Source organism: Xenorhabdus siamensis (genome assembly GCF_037996745.1).
Taxonomy (GTDB): domain Bacteria; phylum Pseudomonadota; class Gammaproteobacteria; order Enterobacterales; family Enterobacteriaceae; genus Xenorhabdus; species Xenorhabdus indica.
On sequence record NZ_JBBMXE010000001.1, the window covers coordinates 15758 to 40183 of the forward strand.

Sequence of the window (24426 nt, forward strand, 5' to 3'; positions counted from 1 at the left end):
AAATACATAAGTAATACGAGTGGCAATAATGCCTGAAAGTAGAATTGATGTAACTGGCACAGCTACCCGCTACCCTGCACTATATTTCATTCCCGGATTTGTATTAACAATAATACTGACAACAATTGCCATTTATCTGAGTCATATCCCATGGTTTACCAATCTGGGATTCAGTATTTTGACCATCGCGATTTTGCTGGGGATTATTGTCGGAAACGTGCTATGTCCTTTATTAAAATCAACTTGTGGCAAAGGGATCCATTTCGCTAAACACTATCTATTGAGAGCAGGTATTATTCTTTATGGCTTTCGATTGACATTCCAGCAAATCACCGATGTTGGAGTAACAGGCATCTTGGTTGATGTCATTATGCTATCCTCCACTTTTTTTATTGCGTTATGGCTTGGGCACGTTTTTTTCAGAATGGATAGCCAGACAATCATACTGATTGGCGCAGGAAGCAGCATTTGTGGTGCCGCTGCGGTTATGGCTACTAAACCTGTCGTGAAAACCTCTTCCGACAAAGTCACCGTTGCCATTTCTACAGTTGTGATATTCGGCACACTTGCCATCTTTATTTATCCCTGGTTTTATCAACTTAACATCCAACATCAATGGTTCTCTTTTTCCCGAACAGAATTTGGCATGTTTTCCGGCTCTACCATTCATGAAGTTGCCCAAGTCGTTGCTGTTGGTCATACACAAGGAAATGATGCTGAAAATACAGCCGTTATCAGCAAAATGATCCGCGTCATGATGCTGGCTCCCTTTTTGTTACTGCTTTCTGGTTATATTAGCCGTACAAAAGCTAAAAACTGTGCCAACGATCATGGAAAAGCGTCAATTAACATTCCATGGTTTGCGATATTTTTTATTGTTACAGCAGGTTTCAATTCTCTCCAGTTATTACCTGCATCCATTGTCAGTCATATTATTATTGTTGATACTTTCATGCTAACGATGGCTATGGTTGCTTTAGGTTTAACAACCCATGCCAGCGCAATTCGTCAGGCTGGTACCAAACCTATTTTGTTAGCCTTTCTTTTGTTTATCTGGTTGATGGTTGGGGGATTAATCATCAATAAAAGCATTCATCTTTTATTTGGCTAACATTATTTGCCCAAAAGTTCGGCTTTATATTTCAGGTACTACTCTACTCTTTGGGCTCATGTTGGTTTCATGCCTTACAGAATTTCATTAACAATAAGAACAATGCATAATTAATGAAACAAAACAGGAGAAAAATATGAAATTTGTTGGAGCCCATGTGAGTGCGGCTGGTGGTGTTGATCAAGCTGTAATTCGAGCTCATGAATTAAACGCAACCGCTTTTGCACTGTTCACGAAAAATCAACGCCAATGGAATGCCCCACCTTTATCAACAGAAGTGATTGATAAATTTAAAGCTAATTGTGAGCATTACGGCTACGGCAGCCGACAAATTCTTCCTCATGACAGTTATCTGATTAATCTGGGACACCCTGAAGCAGAAGGGCTGGAAAAATCCCGCGCTGCATTTCTTGATGAAATGCAGCGTTGTGAACTGTTAGATATTGATTTACTTAACTTTCATCCCGGCAGTCATCTTAATAAAATTGATATTGATAAGTGCCTTGCGCGTATTGCTGAATCTATCAATATTGTGTTAGACAAAACACAAGGTGTAACGGCTGTGATTGAAAATACTGCCGGACAAGGAACCAATCTTGGTTTTAGATTCGAACAATTAGCTGCCATTATTGAGGGTGTTGAAGATAAAAGCCGGGTCGGTGTTTGCATTGATACCTGCCACGCTTTTGCAGCAGGCTATGATTTACGTACTGAGAAAGATTGCGATGCCACATTTAAAGCATTCGATGAAATTGTGGGATTCAAATATCTGCGAGCCATGCACCTTAATGATGCCAAAAGCGAATTCTCCAGCCGTGTTGACCGCCATCACAGCCTTGGTGAAGGAAACATTGGTAAAACACCTTTCAGCTATATTATGAAGGATAACCGTTTCAATGGCATTCCGATGGTACTTGAAACGATCAATCCAGACATTTGGGATCAAGAAATCGCCTGGTTGAAATCACAGCAAATTTGATTGCCTGACAGAAGTCAACTGGATCCTTGACATCATTGATGCCAATTCAGTTCGGCTTCTGATCCCTACATTTGGCTGACTGACCGTCAGTGCGGAGACGGCGGTTGCCAGACGCAATGTATGTTCACTGGATTCACGCATCAATAAGCCATAAACCAGCCCACCAACCATTGAATCTCCCGCACCAACCGTACTGATCACTTCACAATATGGTGGCTTTGCCAGCCATGCACCAGAAGCATTAACCCACAATGCTCCCTGCTCTCCTAATGAAATAACAACATGCGCAATCCCTTTATGACGCAATGCATGAGCCGCATCAATTATGCTATCTAAATCAGGTAGAGGTTTACCCGCCCAAGTTTCTAATTCATGACGATTGGGTTTTACCAACCAGGGAGTTGCCTTAAGCCCAGCCACAAATGCTTCGCGGCTACTGTCAAAGATAATACAAGGGCAACATTGCTGTAATCGTTTCATCCAGTCCGTAAGAGACTCTGGAGAAACACCTTCCGGCAAGCTGCCACTAACCACAACCATATCAAACTGCCCTAACCATGAAAGAGAATCATCAATGAATTGATTCCACTCCTCTTCTGTTACCTGGAAACCAGAAAAATTAAAATCCGTTACATCACCATATTTTTCTGTCAGTTTCACATTGATACGTGTTCTGCCAGAAACTAAGTGGAAACGGTTGTTCATTTGGTTCTCATTGAAAAAATGTTGAAAACCTTCCTGATTTTCCTTTCCCAGAAAACCACTGACTGTGACATCAATGCCTAAATCGCGTAGTACCTTAGCAACGTTATTCCCTTTACCCGCAGCATGTAACCCCGCTGTCTTTACGCGATTAACGGTTCCCTTAACAATATCTGGACACAGGCCAACTAAATCATAAGCTGGATTTAAAGTTATTGCGGCAACTCGACGGCTCATCTTGCCCAGTTTCTCCTGAATAAATAATCATAAATCATATTAAAATTCTTCTACTATTTATAACATCAAAATTGAATCGTTTCAGTCTAAATTACTATTAGAACGATCATTGTATTACCTCAATCCCAAGAGTAAAAATACGCCCGACAGAAAATTTTTTGGCAAATGACGAAAAAGCCACCACATCTAATTTGAAATTTCTCTTCCACAACGTGGATAATTCATAAAAAAAGGAGTAACGCATGTCAGTTGTTGTAGGAGTTGGTGTCATCATTATTAATGATAAAGGGGAAGTTTTGCTGGGAAAACGGATAGGAAAACACGCCCCATACTGGTCAATATTCGGTGGCCATGTTGATCACGGTGAAACTTTTGAAGAGTGTGCTATTCGGGAAATTCAAGAAGAAATCGGGATAACCATTCAAAATCCTCATGTTTATGGGATCTGCAATAATATCCAGACCTATCATGATGAAGGAAAACATACGGTTTCTGTCTGTTTACTGGCTCATCATTCCGGTGGAGAGCCGCATTTAATGGAGCCGGAAAAATGTGACCAATTAATTTGGTGCGATCCCAATAATCTTCCCGAACCTCATTTCGAAGCCAGTCGTACTGCCATTAAACTGTGGCAAGAGAAAAAATTCTATATATCTGTTTGATAAATTGATTCTCTCTCAATGTATACAGAATAAGGCAACCGTTATTTGCACATTCCCATAAATAACTGTTTACACATGTCATTCATTAATGTATCGTCGCGCTAGTACAAAGGTAACACTGATTCATCAGGAGTCTATAATGACCATTGAGGTAACGCAAAATTTGAAACGCCCCTCCATATTAGGCGGAGCTATGATCATTGCTGGTACTGCCGTCGGTGCCGGTATGTTCTCCATTCCCATTGTCACCTCTGGGGTATGGTTTACAGGATCGATAATTTTGCTGGTATACACCTGGGTTTGTATCTATTTCTCCAGTCTGATGATTTTAGAAGCCAATATGAATTACCCCAGTGGAGCTAGTTTCCACACCATTACAAAAGATTTACTGGGTAAAGGCTGGAATACACTCACAGGGTTATCTATTACCTTTGTTTTATATATTCTGACTTACGCCTATATTTCAGCCGGTGGCTCAATTATTCTGCGTAACTTAAAAGATATTATTCCCTTGTCACAAACCGGGACAGGTCTTATTTTCTCATTTATTGTTGCCTTTATTGTTTGGTTATCAACCAAAGCAGTCGATCGCTTAAGCACTATTTTAATCGGTGGCATGACAATCACATTTATCATGTCAGTGGGAGGTATGTTTACGGAAGTTAAATCTGCTATTTTGTTTGATCATGCAAATACTGAAACCAGTTACTTACCTTATGCTTTCATGGCTCTGCCATATTTACTGACGTCATTTGGTTATCATGGCAACGTTCCGGGATTAGTAAAATACTATAATAAAGATGTCAAAGCCGTTGCACGCAGTTTGCTCTATGGCTCTTTGATTGCATTGACTATCTACATTTTGTGGCAGTATGCCATTCAGGGAAATATTCCCCGTGAAGCATTCAAACAGATTATTGCTGATGGCGGTAACGTTAGTGACTTACTGAACCAAATGGATAGTACATCCGACAATGCAACAATAAACCAGCTATTGAATGCCTTTTCATATATGGCATTATCCAGCTCATTTTTAGGTGTATCTCTCGGTTTATTTGATTATCTGGCTGACTTTTTCGGATTCGATGACAGCAAAACGGGGCGTTTAAAAACGGCTTTAGTAACATTTATTCCGCCTACTGTACTGGCATTATTCTTTCCAAATGGTTTCCTGTATGCAATTGGTTTTGCAGGATTGGCAGCAACTATTTGGGCCATTATCGTACCAGCACTTATGGCCCGGGCCAGCCGCCAGCGTTATCCACAAGCCACCTATCGTACCCCCGGTGGTAACTTCCTAATAACATTTATTATCCTGTTTGGTTTAATAAATGCAGTAGTTCATATTTTCTCTTTATTTGATCTGTTACCTGCCTACCGCTGACTTTTAGTTTCCCTCTGCCCTGGTATTTTAACCGGGGCTTTCATTCATCTCTTGCCTAATTCACTGACTGCGAGTAGTTTTGTCGCCACCTTAACATTCATTCCACTATTACCCTGTTTTTACGGAAGGTATTTATGGCTAAAGCCAATGAAATTAAACGCGGAACCGCGATCAGCCACAACGGAAAGTTATTATTAGTCAAAGACATCGATATTCAATCACCCAGCGCACGTGGTGCCAGCACACTGTATAAGATGCGTTTTACTGATATTCGCACTGGTCAAAAAGTGGAAGAACGTTTCAAAGGTGATGATATTCTCGAAACAATTACATTAACCCGCCGCAGTGTCAGTTTTTCATATATTGATGGTGACGAATATATCTTCATGGATGATGAGGACTTCACCCCTTATCACTTTAAGAAAGAGCAAATTGAAGAAGAACTTTTGTTCATTCCAGATGAAGGTCTGCCAGGAATGCAAGTCATGACAATGGATGGCCAGCTACTCGCTCTGGAATTACCACAAACTGTCGATATGATTATTGAAGAAACCGCACCGGGAATTAAAGGTGCATCGGCCAGTGCCCGCACAAAACCAGCCAGAATGAGTACAGGATTGACTATCCAAGTTCCTGAATATCTCAGTTCAGGAGAAAAAATCCGTATTCATATTGCAGAACGCCGTTATATGGGACGTTGCGATTAATTCTGTAGTTTCTATACCCTCGTATATATAAGTTGCTCTTTTCTTATTCGATAAAAGAGCAGCTTATTACCAAATTAAATTAAAAATAATCAACATGAATAATCGCCAAACGTTTTTTATTATCAATCCACTTCACTCTGGAAACCCCTATATTTCCGGGAAGTATGACATCTCCTGTTTTTTTTGTTTTATACATTGAAACAATTTGCTTTATAGTGATATTTTTTCCTAATCGATAGCAGGAGATATTAGCCTGAGTATTTGATACAACCACTTGACATCCCGGATCAACAATAGCGCCTGAAAATTGTATCTGCCCACTTATAGGTTGTGCATATCCATAAGAAATCCATGAAAACAACAAACAGCTAATTAATAGTTTAAGATAATTTTGCATGGTCACCTCACTTTCGTTTTTCCATTAACAAAACTCAGTTACCTTTTATTCCTTCAATCTCCATAATAAATATTTCATGTAAAAAATACGACATTAATACCTTTTATTGATTTATATCAAAGGTGAATTTATAGCTAAAAAACTGATGTTAATTTTATTAATTTAATATTGTTATAAAAAACTATTATTTGAGTTAAATCACAAATAAAGTTTAAAATTAGTCATTATGGTCTTTAAATTAGTTATGCAAGAAAATGTTCGCTGACGAAGAGGATCGACAATAGCACCATAAGATTGAAGGATGCCAGATTTAAAATCCGGAGGGTAATGGGTCATCGCAGGATAAGATAAAAATATAAACAGAAAAATGATTATATCTTGTAACATAAGCAGTTAACCTCCACAACAGGTATCATTACCTTTTTTCGGTTTTAACCCCATGCCAATTTTAAAACCAGACAATGGCTTAACGTCGAGCTATCTATATAACGATATAACGGAAAATGAAACAATTTCTTTATATGTTTTATTTATCACGACCACAATTCGACATAATATACTATCAAATTAGGATATGAAAAAATCAATCTTTAGTTATTTAATAATAGTTAGAGCCCAATAATTGCACCAAATATATATTATCGGTACTGTATTAATGATTTAGCTATTTTTTCGATAGCTCACAATTATTCATATGATAATAACATTGATGATAACTAATAAATGATATGAATGTATCCATAAATTTCAAGATACAACCTGACAAGGGCCGAATATACATAGCTAGTTATGTGGACAAAGAATAACCATAAAAATGGCGATAAAAATCAACAAAATTATAACGTAAAGGATGATGGCTATCGGTATTTCTGCTGATTACATACTCTACCGTTGGGCGATTACCCTTTTCTGTAAATTTTGCTATAGTGCACCATCAACCAATTTGACTACCAAAATCCATTTTCGCGTTAAGATAGGTAACCCATGACCCGTAGCCATCCACTTGCTATACTTATACTCAATCTGCTCGGTATCGCCTTGTTTTTCTCATGGTATTTACCTGAGAATCACGGCTTTTGGTTTCACATTGATTCTGCCATTTTTCATTACTTTAATGAAAAATTGCTGCCAAATTCAAAATTTGCGTTATTTGTCGCTATCGTAAATGTGAGGGCATTTGATGCTATATCACTCTTATGTATGGGACTACTTTACTACAGCGCATTTCGCAAACAAGATTATGCAGGAAAACGCCGTCTTTTTATGCTTGGTCTGGTTATGTTAATAACCGCAGTGATCATAAATCAGATCGGCCATCAGATCCCCGTCAGCCGTCCAAGCCCGACGTTAACATTTGAAAACGTCAACCGCGTAAATGAAATGACAAGTTTGCATACTAAAGATGCTTCCGGCGATAGTTTTCCGGGGGATCATGGTTTGATGCTACTCATTTTTAGTTGCTTTATTCTTCGCTATATTTCTCGCAGAGCGTTCTTCATTGCTTTACTGATTATGATCACTTTTGCCCTTCCCCGTATCATGGCAGGTGCTCATTGGTTTACAGACATTGCTGTCGGTTCATTATCACTGACATTAATTGGAATGAGCTGGGTGTTATTGACACCACTCAGTGACATTATGGCGGCATGGCTAGATAAAAAATTACCTCATATCGGCCGTACTCATTAAAACGATATTAATAGGGAGATGTGATCTATCTCCCCGTTACCACACAACTTTTCTCGAATGAGAATAAAATCACCAAGATCATTCTAACCTCTTAGTTTATAATCTAATTTTTTGTAAATAACTCTTTTTATCTCTCGCTTTTTTCTCATAATTTCTGTACCCTTTCGCAAGTCCTTTTATTAAAATAATCGTTTTGTAAAGATATTAATAAAATGTGTGGCTTCACACACTTTAGGGACAGAAAGTTTGTCAATTCGCCATATTCTACTAGTCTTTAAGGCGTTTAATATTTTAATGACGGCGATAAGTCACATTAAGGACTGCAAGGGAAAATTAATATAATGGTCAAATCTCAACCAATAGTGAGATATATATTGCGGTTAATCCCCGCAATTATCGCGGCAGTGGCACTGAGCGCATGTAGTTCTCCAGATTCCCAAATACGTAGTAAAAACACTGAAACTCATACAGTGAATGGTCAAAAGCATTTTCTACTGCAAACATCTCAGGATGAATTTGAAACTTTAGTTAAAAATCTGGATATTAAATCCAAGCTCCTTAACCAATATGCAGATTGGAAAGGCGTTGCCTATCGGCTTGGAGGAAGTACAAACGTGGCATTGATTGTTCAGCTTTTGTCCAGCGCACCTTTCATGATCAATTTGGTATGGAATTACCACGTTCTACCTCGGAGCAACAGAAGATAGGCCAAACAGTCAGCCGTTCCAAGTTAAAAGCGGGTGATTTAGTTCTCTTCAAAACAGGTGTTTATAGGCGTCACGTTGGCATTTATATCGGTAATAACCAATTTGTACATGCATCAACCAGCAGTGGAGTCATTGTTTCCAGATTAAATGATACCTACTGGAGCAAGCGTTATTATGGTGCCAGACGTATTTTATCAGACAACATTAACGCCTCGATATAATCCTGAACCTGACTTCTCTTTCCCTATTTTTCCCTTGCAGATATAAAAAACGCTTCCATTAGGAAGCGTTTTTTATCCGGCTATTATTTATTAAAGTGGGTAAAATGCAGTAATATTTTCCGCAATTGCAGCACCTAATGTCTTGAGCCGACATATCACAGCACTTTCATCCTCTCGAGCAAAAAACAAACATGGCTCACCTTCCCACTCAATTACCGCACTTACTATCTGCATATCAGAAATAGACTGATTTATATCACGCAAAATACTCCATGCATGTTCGCCTTCATGGCTTAACAATTTCAGCCCCATCAGGCTACTCCCTATATCTGCCTCTTCCTCTGGCAAGATTTCAACTCTTGTGCCAACAAAGCCAGATGACCACCGATAACTTTGCGGCAGTCTGTGTACTACCGAAAGTTGGATATTATTCACGTATTATTCCTATCAGAAACAACATTAATACATCTAACCACCAACTGTAGGCTATCGACTCGTCAAAACCGAATAACCACCCAACAAAAAAGTAAATAAAAAGTTAAAATAAAAATTACAATATCACACTTTTTTCATCTTCAATTGGGAAAAAAATGAGATCAAACTCGCACTTTGTATATATTTATACTGTTTTGGTAAAAAATTCAACTTATTTTTATGCAAAACAGCAACTTTATGTTCAAATTTTATTTACAAATTTATGTTTTCATGAATTGTGCTACACAATAGCGATCTCACAATATCCTTGTTTTACAAAATGTTAATTATCAACACACTATTCATCCTCTGGGTTCATATATTTAACATTTTAAAGTTAACAAAAAACCAACACAGAGGATTCGGCTGATATCATCAAATTAACAAGCATCGATATTTTCCTGCTAATCGTTCGGTATTTTCTGTTTATCCAATAAACAAACTATTTTTAATTTATAGGAAAATTCTTCTGGGTTTTTACGGATGGAAATGATGTTTCCTGAGAACTCTGTTTTCTAAGAGCTCTGTTTTCTAAGAAAAGAAAACTGAGGTATTGGTACACTTAATATCGCTATAAGCTCCAGCAACGATATAGACATGAAAAAAAGTAAGAAGCCACTTGAAAATACAGATGGCTTCTTTGATTATTTTATGTCTTAGCTTTGCGTGCATAAACAATCAATATCATCGCTAATATTACGCACAAGGCCATCGAACCAACCATTGGCCAAGCACTTTTTTCAGGAGCAGAAGATAAAATTGCCCCAACCAAGGCAGCAATACTGAAACGTATGGTTCCAGATAATGAAGCTACTGTTCCAGCCATATGAGGGTAATCATCCAACACAACGGCCATCGCATTGGAAGTAATCAAAGAAATGCTGCTGATATAAATTGCTACACCCAACACCAAAGAAATAAAACCCAAATCAAACATAGTGCTGAATAACAACCATAACCCCATAACGAATTGAATAAATATGCCAAAATTCAGCATATTTAATGCGCCATATTTGCGGACACACTGACTATTGATGGTTGTCATGATAAACATAAAGATAATGTTTAATCCGAAGTAATAACCGAAATGCTGTGCAGGAACACCATTTAATTGGATATAAACAAATGCCCCGGCATTAAGAAAAGAAAACATTCCGGCAAAAGAAAAACCACTTGCCAAAATATAGCACAACACTTGGCGCTGCCTAAACAGCATAACAAACTGCCCTAAAGTGACCTTTGGATTGAAACGCAGCCTTTTCTCTTTAGGTAGTGTTTCCCTGATAAAAACAGCAAATAAAAATGCAGCTATTACCGCAGCAATTGTGATAGACCAAAAAATAGCATGCCAGTTGAACCATACCATCACCATCCCACCTAACATGGGAGCTAATAGCGGAGCTATGATCATTACCAGTGTCACAAACGACATACTGCGTGAAAACTCATCTTTCGTGAACATATCACGCATCAAAGCGTTAATCACAACACTGGCCGATGCCGCAGCAAAACCATGCAAAAAACGCATGGAAATAAAAGTACCTATATTTTGTGCCAAAGCACATGCAGCAGATGATATTGCAAAAACAATCACGCCACCTAGAATAACGGGCTTACGTCCCAAGCTATCAGACATTGGCCCATAAACTATTTGACCAATAGCAAACCCCAGCATGTAACTGTTCAATGTCATTTGAACTTTGCCATCACTGACACCAAAATCAATGGCTATTGTTGGCATGCTTGGCAAATACATATCAATTGCCAATGGCATTAACATAGAGAGCAGCCCAAGAATAAGGACTAATCCCAAATAGGATAATCGTTGTTGTTGCACGCTTTTTTCCCAAAACAACTATGAATAGATAAAAAATTAAGCTACTGGCATTTGTATGCTCTTAATTTCGTGTTCCGTCAACGCTCGATATTCCCCTGGCCCTAATTTGGGATCCAAATAAATTTCGCCAATACGTTCACGATGAAGCTTAATAACATGATTCCCCACGGCAGCAAACATCCGTTTTACCTGATGATATCGTCCTTCACTGATAGTCAGACGAACAAGCTGAGGCTCAATGAGCTCTAATTTTGCCGGTTTTGTCAGTGTCTTTTCTCCATTCAGTTGAACACCTACAAGAAATTTTTCCTCAGTATCCTCTGATATTGGGTGTTCCAGTGTTACAAGGTAAGTTTTTTCACAATGGTGCTTGGGTGAAGTAATACGATGTGACCACTGACCATCATCCGTCAATAATACTAAGCCTGTAGTATCAATATCTAATCGCCCTGCAGAATGCAGTTTATGGGCAACAAGCTCATCAATAAAATACAAAATAGTTGGATTTGATGGATCATCAGTCGAACACACATACCCTTGTGGCTTATTCAACATAAAATAACGTGGACCGTCCAATTGCTCCAATATTGTTCCTTCGTAGGCAACTACCTGCTCAGGTTTCAACTTATATGCCCCTGTTTTGATGGTTTCGTCATCAACAGTAACTCGCCCAGCACGTAATTCACGCCCGACATCATTACGGCTAATACCCAATTGTTGTGATAAAAATTTATCCAATCGCATGAATAGTTATACCTAACAAAAAATAAATATGAAAACGCCTCTGATATGACAGGCAATTTCAAAGCCACTTTGAACACAAAATTAAGCAGATAATTTGCAGAATAATAGTAGATCAAATAACTATAATAACCATAAACTATCTGTTATAGCACACTGAACCTGATAATATTTTCTCGTCGGCAGGTTGAAGGAAAAATGTTATCCTCTCCATCAACCATCTTTTACTCGATCTTCGTGACAGTAACATAACAATGGCTTTTACTTTACGCCCTTATCAACAAGAAGCGGTAGATGCGACCATTCGTCATTTCCGCAAACATAAAAAACCCGCAGTTATTGTTTTACCTACTGGTGCAGGCAAAAGTCTTGTCATTGCTGAACTGGCTAAACTGGCTCACGGCCGGGTTTTAGTACTGGCACATGTTAAAGAACTGGTTGCACAAAACCATAGTAAATATTGTTCTTATAACCTGAAAGCAGATATCTTTTCTGCCGGGCTGCATCAAAAGCAGAGTGAAGGAAAAGTTGTCTTTGGCAGCATTCAATCTGTAGCCCGCAATTTAGACCATTTTGATCACAACTTCTCACTGCTAATCATTGATGAGTGCCACCGGATTAATGATGATGAAAACAGTCAATATCAGCAAATTATCCAGCAACTCCAGAAAAATAATCCTCAGATCAGGATCCTGGGTTTAACCGCAACGCCCTACCGTTTAGGTGTTGGCTGGATTTATCAGTATCACTATCATGGCATGATACGTGGTGATGAAAATTGCTTTTTTCGTGACTGTATTTATGAACTTCCATTACGTTATATGATCAAACACCACTTTCTGGTTTCTCCAGAAAGGTTAGATATGCCCATAATGCAATATGATTTCAGTCAAGTACGTACCAGCCAGCAAGGCATTTTCAATGAAGCTGATTTGAGTCGGGAAATTAAACGACAGAAACGTATTACGCCACACATTGTCAAGCAGATCATTGAATATGCAGCAGATCGGAAGGGTGTAATGATTTTTGCTGCCACAGTTGAACATGCAAAAGAAATTTTCCTGTTACTTCCCACAGGACAGGCAGCATTAGTCAGCGCCGATACACCGAGCACTGAACGGGATCTTCTGATCCACGCTTTCAAAAAACAGCAACTACGCTATATGGTTAATGTTGCTGTTCTGACAACAGGGTTTGATGCACCTCACGTCGATCTCATTGCGATATTGCGTCCAACAGAGTCCGTGAGCCTCTATCAGCAGATTGTCGGCCGTGGATTACGCTTGTTTCCTGATAAGAAAGAGTGCCTAATTTTAGACTATGCGGGCAACCCTCACGACCTTTATACTCCTGAAGTCGGCAGCCATAAACCCAGTTCACAAAATCAGCCTGTGCAAGTATTCTGCCCAATCTGTCAGTTTGCCAATACCTTCTGGGGAAAATGCACCGCAGAGGGTGATATCATTGAACACTTTGGACGCCGTTGCCAAGGATGGGAAGAAGACGAAACAGGAAAAAGACACCAATGTGATTTTCGCTTTCGTTTCAAATCATGCCCGCATTGCGGAGCAGAAAACGATATCGCAGCCCGACGTTGCCATCGTTGTCAAGAAGTGCTGGTCGACCCTGATGATATGCTGAAAGCAGCCCTTAAACTCAAAGATGCTCTTGTACTACGTTGTGGTGGAATGCAATTAACGCCGGGTAACGACAATAAAGGCGAATGGCTCAAAATTACTTATTACGATGAAGATGGGGCAAACGTATCTGAATTATTCCGTTTGACAACGCCTGACCAAAAAAAAGTATTTGAACTGCAATTTGTGCGCCATCATCAACGAGCACCAGGCATTCCTTTACAGTGGAAAACAGCTAGAGATATTGCTCATCAACTTCCTTTACTACGACACCCTGATTTTGTTGTTGCACGAAAAAAAGGGCAGTTCTGGCAGATCCGGGAAAAAATTTTTGATTATCAAGGCCGCTTCCGACGGGCTGACGACCTGTATTAAGCAGTGTAATTACTCACAACAAAGTACTTTCTATTTGCCGTCATATAGGTTTTTCGTTAAAATGCCGCCCGCTTAGCGTAATCCATAATGTTAAGCCAAGTATCGAACCTGCTGCTGGGTCGCCTGTAGCAGGATTTATTTTCTTCTTTTATCGAGAAAAAATAATGTTAACTATTAATGCAGAAGTACGTAAAGAGCAGGGTAAGGGTGCGAGCCGCCGCCTGCGCAGAGCTAACAAGTTTCCAGCAATCATTTATGGTGGTAACCAAGAGCCAGTTTCTATCGAACTGGATCACGATGTAGTTATCAACCACGAAAGCAAGCCAGAATTCTACGAAGTTCTGACTCTGGTTGTTGATGGTAAAGAAACTAAAGTTAAAGTGCAGGCAGTACAGCGTCATCCGTTTAAACCTAAACTGACGCACATTGATTTCCTGCGTGCTTAATTAGCCACAATCGAGCTTTTATCGGGACGCCGAGTAAATAACGCCGCATTTGCGGCGTTATTTATTTTTACCATTTCGTTTATAACTATTTCAAACTTAGAATCGAAATATTTTAGTGATTACCACTGCCACGGCGTTGCAGTTGATCACGCAGATTTGGAGGAGTTCCCTTAATCGTTAATGTATCTGTTGCCGGATCCCAGAAAATTCTTTCTCCGAGTAACATAGCATCAAAATTAATTGTCAATCCGCCACCGCTGCCAGCAAACTTGGTCAACTGACGCAATGTACTGCGATCTGCTGGGAAACTTTCTTCCAACTCGTATCCCTTATCTTGTGAAAATTGCTGGAAGTTATGCTCACCCAATGGTGGTAATTCTTGCGACAGTTCCTGCAATTTAATCTCCTCGCCCGCCTGTAGTTGCTCATTACAATAACTGTAAACCTGTTGGCGATAGGCTTGTCGCTCATTTTTATCTAGCTGAGCGGATTTGCAATAATCATCTACTGCTTGCAATAACCCTTTATTCTGTACTTTAGTATTCATTCCTTCACTGGCAGCCAGAAAATCCATGAAAAAGTCAGAAACCTTGCGCCCTACCCGCCCTTTCAGGAAAGTCAAATAGCGACAAGAGCCAGGGTTAGTTTCCCACTCAGTTAAATCAATTCTGGCAACAATATCAGCATGAGGAATATCAAGATACTGCGTTGTATTTACATCTAACTCTTCATTGACAGAAGTGCTACTACAACTGTTAAGAACCGCAATTAACAAATACTCCACAGCTAAATATCGGTACTGACAAAACAACACAGTACCACCTTCTGCAAACGGGTATTTTGTCAGTTCATCTTTCAAACGAACGGTTGCAGCTCGGCTAAAACCTAAAAAATCTTCATTCCCCTTACGTTGATGACGGAGTGACTCTGCAAGTTCACTGTCATCATTGAACACACCATAAGCTTTGCTTTTAGCGCTATACACACGATGTAATTCTGCCATCATCTCTTCCACTACCTCATTAGTATCCAGCAGAGAATCCCGCAAAATCACTTCCAGTGTTTGTTCATCACGTTTAATCAACTGATGTAACGCGATCTGGGTAATTTCCAGACTCATTATTTATACTCCTTTTACAGCGTTGACCTTCTGGGCCTTGCAGTTAGCGGCGTATTCAAACACTGTTACCCCTCTGCTGCAACCAAAAATCCCAATGATGGAAAAGCGTTCACAATTTAATTGTTAACGTTACTCATTTCAGAGACTAAAATGATGCAACAGCTAAAAGCATGACAACAATTTGCACAATAAAGAAATTAAATTGTCATAAAAAAGCAGAAAATACCCCCTCTATACGGTAATATATGAGGCTTTGTATATTCAGGATATTTGAGTCATGCCACAATCTTCTCGCTACAGCGATGAAAAAGTTGAACATTTACTAGCTGAACTGGTAAATGTTTTCGAGAAAAACCATATTCCTACCGATCTTTCATTAATGGTTTTAGGCAATATGGTCACAAATTTAATCAACACGAGTATTGCTCCTGCCCAACGCAGACATATCGCAAACTCGTTTGCACACGCGTTACAATCTTCAATCAATGAAGATAAAGCGCATTAATTTTTCCATTAAAAAATTAACGTAAGAAAATATGGTGACTAGCCGCCAGCATTACCGCGAAAAAGTTTCTCAGATGATCAGTTGGGGACACTGGTTCGCTCTGTTCAATATTATGTTCAGTCTTGTGCTGGGCAGTCGCTATTTATTTGCATCGGATTGGCCGGGTTCACTGTTTGGTCGCATTTATGCGCTAGTCAGTTGGCTCGGTCATTTCAGCTTCATTGTTTTCACTATTTATTTATTGGTGTTATTCCCGCTGACATTTATTGTTATGTCACAGAGGTTGCTACGATTCCTTTCTGCCACCGTGGCAACAGCAGGGTTAACACTGTTGATACTTGACTCCTCCATCTATGTGCGTTTTCACCTACACCTGACACCACTGGTTTGGGATCTAGTAACCAACCCAGAACAAGGTGAACGGGCAAGAGAATGGCAACTGATGTTCATCTGCATACCAGTTATTTTTTTGGTACAGATGCTATACGGTACGTGGAGTTGGCAAAAATTGCGCAGCCTGAATCGACAAAAGTTCGGCAAACCATTAGCCGCTGTATTTATCACAGCTTTTGTTGCTTCTCATATGATGTATATCTGGGCAGATGCCAATTTTTATCGGCCTATTACCATGCAACGTTCGAACTTACCACTTTCATACCCAATGACAGCCCGTAAGTTTCTTGAAAAGCATGGTCTGCTGGATAAACAAGAGTACCAGCGTCGTATAAGCCAGCAAGGCAATCCTTCTGCGCTAACCGTTGAATATCCATTGAATACGTTATCTTACCGTGATAGCGGACGCGGTTATAATTTATTGTTATTGGTTGTAGATGGTTTGAATAATGATGACATTACCGCTAATGAGATGCCATTCCTTGAACGCTTCACAAAAAATAACATCCAGTTCACCCAGCACTTTAGCACTGGTATGCAGAACGATACTGCGTTATTCGGATTATTCTACGGCATATCATCTGGCTATCTGGATGGTATTCTTTACAGCAGAAAATCTTCGGCACTTATAGATGCCTTGACTCATCAAGGGTATCAGTTTGGTTTATACTCATCAGATGGATTCAAAACCCCACTTTACCGCCAAGCGATTTTAACTGACTATTCACTCCCCAACGTTGACAAACCCAATGACAGCTTAACCTTAGAACAATGGCAACAGTGGCTAAATTTGCGTAATAACACAACTCCATGGTTTTCATTCTTAAACTTGAATGGTATTCCACCTTCATCAGATAAAGTTGACAAGAAAACACTGGATATTGAAATCAACCATGTTCTGGAAACCTTGATACATAAAGGTGCCTTAAACAATACTATTATTGTTATTACTGCTAAACATGGCAGCACCATTACAAATTCTCCACCAAAATGGTTTACAGGCGATAAATTTAATCGTCAACAGATGCACGTTCCATTGATTATCCATTGGCCAGACACACCGGCACAAACCATTAACAAATTGACTGGCCATCAGGATATTATGACAACATTAATGCAACGTTTATTGCATGTCAGTAATATCCCCGATGATTATTCGCAAGGAGAAGATCTTTTCAGAGCTCAAAGAAATACTCCTTGGCTGATCACTGGTGAAAATGGTTCATTAATTGTGACAACAGACCAAAACACAATCTACCTTTCCAAGAATGGCGAATACCATTTGTATGACCTAAACGGCAATGAGATCCAAAATACCAAACCTAATCTGACCCAGTTGTTACAAATACTAACTGAAATTAAACGATTTTTAGCAGACTAATTGTTTAAAAATCAATCACTCACTAAACAAGGGGCTTGCTTTGCGGATAAAAAAAGGTACTATAAGCAAAGTCATCGGCATGTAGCGCAGCCTGGTAGCGCACCGTCATGGGGTGTCGGGGGTCGTAGGTTCAAATCCTATCATGCCGACCAAATTTCCCCAGAAAAACCAACCTTTTACGGTTGGTTTTTTTATGGGTGAAATTTTCGTGGTGTAAAATGATCGGCGGGAAATAGCAGAAATGCACTAATTTTAAGAGAAGTTTTATTACTGGTCAAAGAAGTGTGGAACTTCTTTTTTCTTGTTGGTTTTCTTAATTATTTCGATTTGAGATGTATTAAAAAAACTATCTAATTATTCACCTTTACTAACCAATTTTCATACCATAACAGAATATCGGTGATAAGTGACCTCCGACTCCATTAATGAAAGTGAAGTCGATAAGCACACCAAGCGACTCTGTTAATGGAATAGGAACATCAAATTTGACTGTTTGAACAGAATATGAATAGATACCTACAAACGCAATAATGTATACTCCCTATAATAGTACACGTTTAACTTATTGAGATGAAAATGAATCCGAAAAAAATTTTTATTGCCGGGTATAATGTAGGCGGGTTCGGTGGAATGGAAACTGTTTTTAATAGTTTTCATAGAATAATGTCATCATATAAAGGTGATTATGACATATTATTCGTATTTTTTGAGGATAATTTTAAAAATCCTGACGATCAATGGCTTGGTGAGAAAAAATTCATTCGAATTAAATCGAATATTAGAAACACAAAATTAAGAAGAATACATTTTGCATATGAATTGTCAAAGTTAATATCAGAACACAAACCGAAAAATATCATTTCTTACGATTCTTTAACATGTTACATATCCCTATGGGCAAGAAGATTTTGTTTTAAAAATACGAAAATTTTTTCTTGGCATCATTTCACATTGCATGGGCTCTATAAAATAGAATATACGTTATTAGCAGATGAGCACTTATCCATAAGCTCAGGAATTTCTAAACAGCTTTACGATATGGGTGCTAAGCCCAATACTGTGTATACTATTTATAATCCTATCACGCCAAAATATGAAATAATCAGTCGTTCAGAAAACGAACATTATTTTTTATATTTAGGCAGAATTAATTTCGATGGGCAAAAGAATTTAAAAGAATTATTTTTATCACTTTCTGAAATAAAAGGAAATTGGTTATTAAATATTGTTGGCTCTGGCGATATCCACGAAATTGCCAAACTAAAGGGATTAGCACATAATCTTAAAATTGAGGATAAAATTAAATGGCATGGATGGCAAAAAAATCCCTGGGAATATATAATAGAAAATATTAAAAATGTAACCTGTTTATTGCTAACTTCATCTTATGAAGGCTTTGGGATGGTTCTATGTGAAGCAATATCCTATGGAATATATGTTATTAGCTCAGATTGTCAAACAGGACCATCTGATATAATTAAAGATGGTATAAATGGAGAATTATATCCTTTAAATAATATAGATACTTTATCTAATAAATTGCAAGAAATTGTAAATGGGAAGCAACTTCCTGATTATTCAACCATAAAAGAATCCATATGAATTTAAATATCGAGTTTATAGACGCGGTATACGGTTCTGGCTTGTCAGATACTTATCTTTCTGAAATAGTATATGATTATCCTGAATGTAAATTAACCAAAGGAGAAATAGGTTGCTCACTAAGTCATTTGCTTATTTATAAGAAAATAGTAGATGAGAATATCCCACATGCACTAATACTGGAAGATGATGCGATATTATCTCAAGATCTGATAAATGCATTAAACGAAATAAAGTTGATTGACAATGTGAGAAAACCAAATGTCTTTCTGTTATCACCACCAGAAAGTTATATAAAGAATATTAAACTAAAATCAAAAAAATATGACATTCATTCTATTTATGAAGCATCTGGGGCGTATGGTTATGTAATAAACAACAAATCAGCTAGACAATTAATCAGAAGAATGTCTCCACTAAAGTGGGAGTGCGACATGTGGGGCGTTTTTAGAATGCAAAGAATTGTTAATGTGTACTGCTTATTACCTTCCATGGTATTTAATGGAGATTCCAATAGTGTTTCTTCAACTTTACAAAAAGAGAGAATTAAACAAAAAAGACTAAGAGAAAATTATCGTCACTTATTAAAGAAAAAAGAACCTAAATATCAGATTAATAGGTTAAGGGATTTGCTTTTTAAAAAATTACTCTACCGAATAGAAAAAATTATCTAAATACAAATAGAAGGCCTAATCCGGCTTTCTATTATATTCATATCTTCTATATGTATTAATCACTCGCCCAAACCTTTCCCATTGACTATGACGAATTTTGGTAATAAGCATTTCTGACATCAGCACTAAGATCAACACTATTGTTACAACTTAATTCATATTTAATTGATTTTTGAAAAATATAAGATTTTTCTATATTGTATGTTTTCCTATTATAATTTTACTGGTTTTTATTCAAACCTTTACTTATTTCTCCGCATACTCTCATTTTCTTCTCATTTCACTTCCCCCCTCCTTATTCCAGAGAGGAAATTTTATCTATCGGATTTCTTTCTGTTATACTTCTATCATAAATTAAGTATTTATAACTTAATAATTTTATTATAAACATTTGTATGTCATTATGTTAGATTAATTAATTTCATAAAATCTACTTAATATAATAAATATTAGTAAATTTACTTATTTTACAGTCAAGTACGGAAAAAACAGGAAATTCAATCATGAACATTAAAGAGTCATTATTTTTAGTGGGATTGACGGCCTTATGCACAATCCCATTATCTGCTAATGCTGAAACCCAAAGTCGCCATGGATATATAGAGAGCCCTCCAAGTAGGGCTCTTCTATGTAAAAAAGGTATCAATAAAAATTGTGGGCCTGTTATGTATGAACCACAATCTGTTGAAGGTCCAAAGGGCTTTCCTGAAGCTGGGCCTCCTGATGGTCAAATTGCCAGTGCAGGTGTTGGACAGTTTAAACAACTCAATGAACAAAGTAAAAATCGTTGGCATCATGTCCCTATCAACAAAGGCGAAAATGTATTTAAATGGCATTTAACTGCGCAGCACAGCACAACTTCATGGCAGTTCTTTATTACTAAACCTAATTGGGATCCTAATAAGCCTCTTACTCGTGCACAATTTGATCTCACTCCTTTCTGTTCACAAGAGGATAATGGAAAACGCCCATCAAAAGAAGTTAATATAACGTGTGAAGTACCAAAACGCTCAGGATACCATGTTATTCTTGGCATCTGGACAATCGATGATACAGCTAATGCTTTCTATCAAGTTATTGATACTGAAATAAAATAATATTGGTAAACAGTAATTATGTGCTGGTATTTTGCCAGCACATGCTAGTGACTGAAGTGAATATCAGGTTAATTCATCGATAGATTATGTTGATTAATAAAATGTTATTATTGTAAATTTTATATCATTATTATTTATCATGTCTGGTATTCTTAGTAACAAACTTACGATAAAAACATTTCTTGTTCAGATTTTCTACGGGCAAGTAAGGCTGATAGTTTATTCCCGTTAACTTTATCCCATTTCAGAAATTCCTGTGCAGCTTCTTGATAATCACCTTGATTCAATTTTTTCAATAAAGTCGAATGAATAAAGTTTCCAATTCCCACGTTAAAAATAAGCGAACATAAAGCATCAAATTGCCCTTGTGTTAAAGGCACTTTAACATATTGTCCTAATACATCATAAATAGGACTTAAATCTTCACGTAACAGTGCCTCTGCTTGTTGTTTTGTGATCATTTGCCCTGGCTCAACTCCTTTTGTGTGTCCATAACCAATTGTCCAAGGCTCCCCCCCAGTAGCAGGATCAGGATATGCTTTTAATCTCAATCCCTCATAACTTTTTATCTTATTGATGCCATTTTCACTTATCTCCACAAGCTATCTCCAATAGTATGGCTTATCATCACACCCTATGGATAAAGTATAGACAGCAAAAAATTCCTACGGACATATCACAATACGAACAATAAAAAACAGCAAGATAGACTGAATACCCCTTCCCTAATTAATAAAAATATCTTTATTTTCAATAAACTAAATTAAATTTCAAAATTTTTTTAAATTTTAAAAAAATAATTTAATAAATATCTTGACTCTTTTCATTTTGAGCATAAAATGCCTCACAGAATCTAGATTTTCGTGAAGTAAATCACAATTTATAATTCTCAAGGAAAATCATCATGAAATCTGTAAAATCTTTCTTCTCTAATGTACATTGCGTCGTCATTCGTCTGTCAACAAAACGCTTTATGTAAAAGCTATGTTAGCACAGAGAAGGCAAGCCAGTTCAGACACAATAACTGGCTTTTTTATTAACCTCGTTCGTATATTAGCCAACTTGCACAAAGCTTTTCGTTATTTGGTATTCCCTAAATACCCTGAACCATACAACAACAAATGAGTATATTCCTTCAAGGAATATAGCTATTCAGCCTGATAAAGTCAGTACAATTGATATAGAATAAAAAATAATTAAGTTGATAGATTTGATAATATATTTTAAGGAAGCATTATGGTATAAATAATCCTCTTGATGTTTATTATGTCTGTTTCACACAATATTCTAAAGATAAAATATAGGCACCTTTTATACCAGGGATGTTTATTTTAGAAATAAAAAATTCATTTTTACCTGGCCTAAAATACCCTAATCCATGACTTTTTCCACCATATATTAAGGTATTCTCACCTATCTCTAAAAGTTCTTTTTTATTTAATATTCCAAATTGGGTTATAGGCATTAATGTAGGGCTAACAAAGACTTCTGGTTTTGTTTCATGAATAATAAAGCTTGCATTTTTATAGGAAACTCTAACAGTATCCTGATTAGTTGGAAAAAAGTACATTCCATCATTTTTGATAGTAGCATCATTTAATTCTTTATTTACCCTACACAAGTACTCGCCATCATGAGGTGATTTTGCTTCCGCGATATTACATATCATCGCTACTCCCCCCATCACCACAACAATGATAGCCAACAGTCTTCCCATTTTAAGCTCCTGACAATCTTTGCATCAAACAGCCTTTGTAATGAATAGTAAAAAAACAGATAAAAAAATTATACGATTAATCAACTATAAGTTACCTAAAGGAAAACATTTAGATTAGATGAACATTCATCAAAGAGCAAGGTAGAAACCAAAACATCAGAAAGATATAATTTCTTTCAATTAATAATGCCAACAAAAAAGATCCCCTGATAATACACGGCAAAACACTTTTCCTCTCTGTCTTCCAGATTGTTGCTTTACTGGCTTCACTACTCTTTACCATTAGCTGCATCTTAAAACTCATCAAGATTGTGTTTAACAAAAGGTAATTATCAGGGTAATTAATTATAATTATTACTTATATTTTAGATGGTTATATAGCATCACCCAATATTAATAACATAGATTACTATGACTTATTGAAATATTTCTCAACCAGAGCATATATAATTGCGATAGTTTCTATATCTGGGCACCCGTCATAGTTTGATTGACGGAAGTGCATTTGAAATGCTTTAATCAAGTCTTGATATCCAGCTTTTTCATTTGCTCCAGAAATATCATAACCGTACTGGCTGAATTTCTTTAAAATCTTATCTTTCTCAGGGAAAGATTGCTCAAACTCTTCAATATACTTTTGTTTAGTCTCTTCGTCATACCATGCACCAACCCCTGCTTCATATAATTCTTTCCAGGGAAAAGCAGGGCCTGGGTCGCTTTTCCTACCCACAGCAATATCAGAATGCCCGATAACGTGAGTTGGAGTAATATCTGGATATCGTTGTAGTATATTAATTGCCAGCTCTTTAATTGCATTAACCTGATCCGGATGGTACGGTGGGAAGGTCATGACGCCACAATCATCACTGGCTTCATTAACAACTTCAATGCCAATAGCTGTATCATTCAAATTGCTTCGGCCTGACCAGCTACTGACTCCCGCATGCCAGGCTCTTTCAATTTCATCAACCAAATTAAATATACGTACTCCCTCGAACCCTGCTTCCTTATAGGTTTGATCATCTGGGTTAGGTACTAAATAATGCACACTAACTGATTCTCCTGTTAATGCCTCAATAGATTTCTTGAAATTTAAGGCAGTGTAGTGCATCACTAAAAATCGAGGACGTCGGTTAAAACTTTTAGTTGAACGGTACGAATTATAATCAATTTTATACATGGTTATGCTCCTTACATTTTTCTTAGCTTATCCTATAGATTAGATTATATTGAGTAAATTATATTTATCTTTTATTTTCCAGAATTTCTATAAATAGTTATTTGAAATCTATAACATATTTATATTCAGTCAATATTCCCTGAAATAGCTAAAATCACTTTTCTGATATATATAGCAGAAGATTCAAGAGGTAATACAATAGCAAAGGAATGAACCCAAAGGTATATAGATAATTATATACTTGATACCAGATCAGATAGGAAGAATCAATAAAGAAGCAGATTAAATTAAAATTATGAAAAAATTGATGTTCTGTATATATATGTCACCACACAATTTTTTTCTTATTAGATCAGCAGATAAAAGAATAAATAAGTGAACATATCAACTTATAACTCTGATATGTTCACAATTAAAAACAAGCTTGATATTACAAATATTACAAAGCAGA

Annotated in this window: 22 protein-coding genes, 1 tRNA gene and 1 pseudogene; 15 read left to right on the top strand and 9 right to left on the bottom strand. The window is 37.3% G+C overall.

Annotation, left to right across the window (positions count from 1 at the left end; all coding sequences use genetic code 11):
• The first annotated feature begins 28 nt into the window (after positions 1–28).
• A complete protein-coding gene (locus AAC852_RS00070) occupies positions 29–1111 on the top strand; it encodes a YeiH family protein (protein ID WP_340619260.1) in 1083 nt (360 codons plus the stop codon).
• A 136-nt stretch (positions 1112–1247) separates the two neighbouring features.
• On the top strand, positions 1248–2090 hold the full coding sequence (gene nfo, locus AAC852_RS00075; RefSeq protein ID WP_340619261.1) for a deoxyribonuclease IV: 843 nt from the start codon (positions 1248–1250) through the stop codon (positions 2088–2090).
• On the opposite strand, the gene fruK is transcribed toward nfo, so the two are convergent.
• The gene (gene fruK, locus AAC852_RS00080) at positions 2076–3029 is read right to left on the bottom strand and encodes a 1-phosphofructokinase (protein WP_340619262.1); all 954 of its coding nucleotides are present in this window, start codon (positions 3027–3029) and stop codon (positions 2076–2078) included. The two genes, nfo and fruK, sit on opposite strands and share 15 nt — an antisense overlap.
• Positions 3030–3271: 242 nt before the next feature.
• On the opposite strand from fruK, the gene AAC852_RS00085 reads away from it, so the two are divergent.
• The 3 genes from AAC852_RS00085 (at position 3272) to yeiP (ending at position 5782) form a co-directional block, all read left to right on the top strand.
• Positions 3272–3691, top strand: coding sequence for a nucleotide triphosphate diphosphatase NUDT15 (locus AAC852_RS00085; RefSeq protein ID WP_340619263.1), 420 nt, complete (start codon positions 3272–3274; stop codon positions 3689–3691).
• Positions 3692–3830: 139 nt separating this feature from the next.
• A complete protein-coding gene (gene mtr / locus AAC852_RS00090) occupies positions 3831–5075 on the top strand; it encodes a tryptophan permease (protein ID WP_340619264.1) in 1245 nt (414 codons plus the stop codon).
• A gap of 134 nt (positions 5076–5209) precedes the next feature.
• Positions 5210–5782, top strand: a complete 573-nt coding sequence (yeiP, locus tag AAC852_RS00095; RefSeq protein ID WP_047679688.1) for an elongation factor P-like protein YeiP — start codon at positions 5210–5212, stop codon at positions 5780–5782.
• A 79-nt stretch (positions 5783–5861) separates the two neighbouring features.
• Here yeiP and AAC852_RS00100 read toward each other — a convergent pair whose 3' ends face one another.
• Positions 5862–6179 carry a type 1 fimbrial protein gene (locus AAC852_RS00100; RefSeq protein WP_340619265.1) on the bottom strand — a complete coding sequence of 106 codons (318 nt, stop codon included), beginning with the start codon at positions 6177–6179 and terminating at the stop codon, positions 5862–5864.
• Between the two features lie 984 nt (positions 6180–7163).
• Here AAC852_RS00100 and AAC852_RS00105 point away from each other — a divergent pair.
• Together AAC852_RS00105 and mepS are read left to right on the top strand one after the other, a co-directional pair.
• Entirely contained in the window at positions 7164–7868 is a 705-nt protein-coding gene (locus AAC852_RS00105) for a phosphatase PAP2 family protein (RefSeq protein ID WP_340619266.1), read from the top strand.
• Positions 7869–8209: 341 nt separating this feature from the next.
• Positions 8210–8796: pseudogene (gene mepS / locus AAC852_RS00110) on the top strand (bifunctional murein DD-endopeptidase/murein LD-carboxypeptidase).
• Positions 8797–8886: 90 nt separating this feature from the next.
• Here mepS and AAC852_RS00115 read toward each other — a convergent pair.
• The 3 genes from AAC852_RS00115 to rsuA all read right to left on the bottom strand — a co-directional run bounded on the left by AAC852_RS00115 (position 8887) and on the right by rsuA (position 11851).
• Positions 8887–9231 carry a YejG family protein gene (locus AAC852_RS00115; protein ID WP_340619267.1) on the bottom strand — a complete coding sequence of 115 codons (345 nt, stop codon included), beginning with the start codon at positions 9229–9231 and terminating at the stop codon, positions 8887–8889.
• Positions 9232–9919: 688 nt separating this feature from the next.
• The gene (locus tag AAC852_RS00120) at positions 9920–11107 is read right to left on the bottom strand and encodes a Bcr/CflA family multidrug efflux MFS transporter (protein WP_340619268.1); all 1188 of its coding nucleotides are present in this window, start codon (positions 11105–11107) and stop codon (positions 9920–9922) included.
• A gap of 36 nt (positions 11108–11143) precedes the next feature.
• The gene (gene rsuA, locus AAC852_RS00125; protein ID WP_340619269.1) at positions 11144–11851 is read right to left on the bottom strand and encodes a 16S rRNA pseudouridine(516) synthase RsuA; all 708 of its coding nucleotides are present in this window, start codon (positions 11849–11851) and stop codon (positions 11144–11146) included.
• Between the two features lie 251 nt (positions 11852–12102).
• Here rsuA and radD point away from each other — a divergent pair, with 251 nt between their 5' ends.
• Both radD and rplY read left to right on the top strand, forming a co-directional pair.
• Positions 12103–13860 carry a DNA repair helicase RadD gene (gene radD, locus AAC852_RS00130; RefSeq protein ID WP_340619270.1) on the top strand — a complete coding sequence of 586 codons (1758 nt, stop codon included), beginning with the start codon at positions 12103–12105 and terminating at the stop codon, positions 13858–13860.
• A gap of 164 nt (positions 13861–14024) precedes the next feature.
• The gene (gene rplY / locus AAC852_RS00135; RefSeq protein WP_340619271.1) at positions 14025–14306 is read left to right on the top strand and encodes a 50S ribosomal protein L25; all 282 of its coding nucleotides are present in this window, start codon (positions 14025–14027) and stop codon (positions 14304–14306) included.
• A 112-nt stretch (positions 14307–14418) separates the two neighbouring features.
• Here rplY and yejK read toward each other — a convergent pair whose 3' ends face one another.
• Entirely contained in the window at positions 14419–15426 is a 1008-nt protein-coding gene (yejK, locus tag AAC852_RS00140) for a nucleoid-associated protein YejK (RefSeq protein ID WP_340619272.1), read from the bottom strand.
• Between the two features lie 277 nt (positions 15427–15703).
• Between yejK and AAC852_RS00145 the strand changes: the two genes are divergently transcribed.
• The 6 genes from AAC852_RS00145 (at position 15704) to AAC852_RS00170 (ending at position 21078) form a co-directional block, all read left to right on the top strand.
• Positions 15704–15931 carry a YejL family protein gene (locus AAC852_RS00145; RefSeq protein ID WP_099134811.1) on the top strand — a complete coding sequence of 76 codons (228 nt, stop codon included), beginning with the start codon at positions 15704–15706 and terminating at the stop codon, positions 15929–15931.
• Positions 15932–15962: 31 nt separating this feature from the next.
• Positions 15963–17705 (top strand): LPS biosynthesis-modulating metalloenzyme YejM, encoded by a 1743-nt coding sequence (gene yejM, locus AAC852_RS00150; protein ID WP_340619273.1) that lies wholly within the window; start codon positions 15963–15965, stop codon positions 17703–17705.
• Positions 17706–17780: 75 nt separating this feature from the next.
• Positions 17781–17857 (top strand) — tRNA-Pro (locus AAC852_RS00155).
• 424 nt (positions 17858–18281) lie between these two features.
• The gene (locus AAC852_RS00160) at positions 18282–19307 is read left to right on the top strand and encodes a glycosyltransferase (protein WP_340619274.1); all 1026 of its coding nucleotides are present in this window, start codon (positions 18282–18284) and stop codon (positions 19305–19307) included.
• Positions 19304–19981 (top strand): glycosyltransferase family 25 protein, encoded by a 678-nt coding sequence (locus tag AAC852_RS00165; RefSeq protein WP_340619275.1) that lies wholly within the window; start codon positions 19304–19306, stop codon positions 19979–19981. Before AAC852_RS00160 ends, AAC852_RS00165 begins: the two co-directional genes overlap by 4 nt.
• A gap of 503 nt (positions 19982–20484) precedes the next feature.
• Complete coding sequence (locus AAC852_RS00170; RefSeq protein ID WP_340619276.1) at positions 20485–21078, top strand: lytic polysaccharide monooxygenase; 594 nt, start codon at positions 20485–20487, stop codon at positions 21076–21078.
• A gap of 164 nt (positions 21079–21242) precedes the next feature.
• On the opposite strand, the gene AAC852_RS00175 is transcribed toward AAC852_RS00170, so the two are convergent.
• The 3 genes from AAC852_RS00175 to AAC852_RS00185 all read right to left on the bottom strand — a co-directional run bounded on the left by AAC852_RS00175 (position 21243) and on the right by AAC852_RS00185 (position 23975).
• Positions 21243–21677, bottom strand: a complete 435-nt coding sequence (locus AAC852_RS00175; RefSeq protein ID WP_340619277.1) for a lysozyme — start codon at positions 21675–21677, stop codon at positions 21243–21245.
• 665 nt (positions 21678–22342) lie between these two features.
• A complete protein-coding gene (locus tag AAC852_RS00180; protein ID WP_340619278.1) occupies positions 22343–22795 on the bottom strand; it encodes a hypothetical protein in 453 nt (150 codons plus the stop codon).
• A 409-nt stretch (positions 22796–23204) separates the two neighbouring features.
• On the bottom strand, positions 23205–23975 hold the full coding sequence (locus tag AAC852_RS00185) for an N-acetylmuramoyl-L-alanine amidase (RefSeq protein ID WP_340619279.1): 771 nt from the start codon (positions 23973–23975) through the stop codon (positions 23205–23207).
• Between the last annotated feature and the right edge of the window lie 451 nt (positions 23976–24426).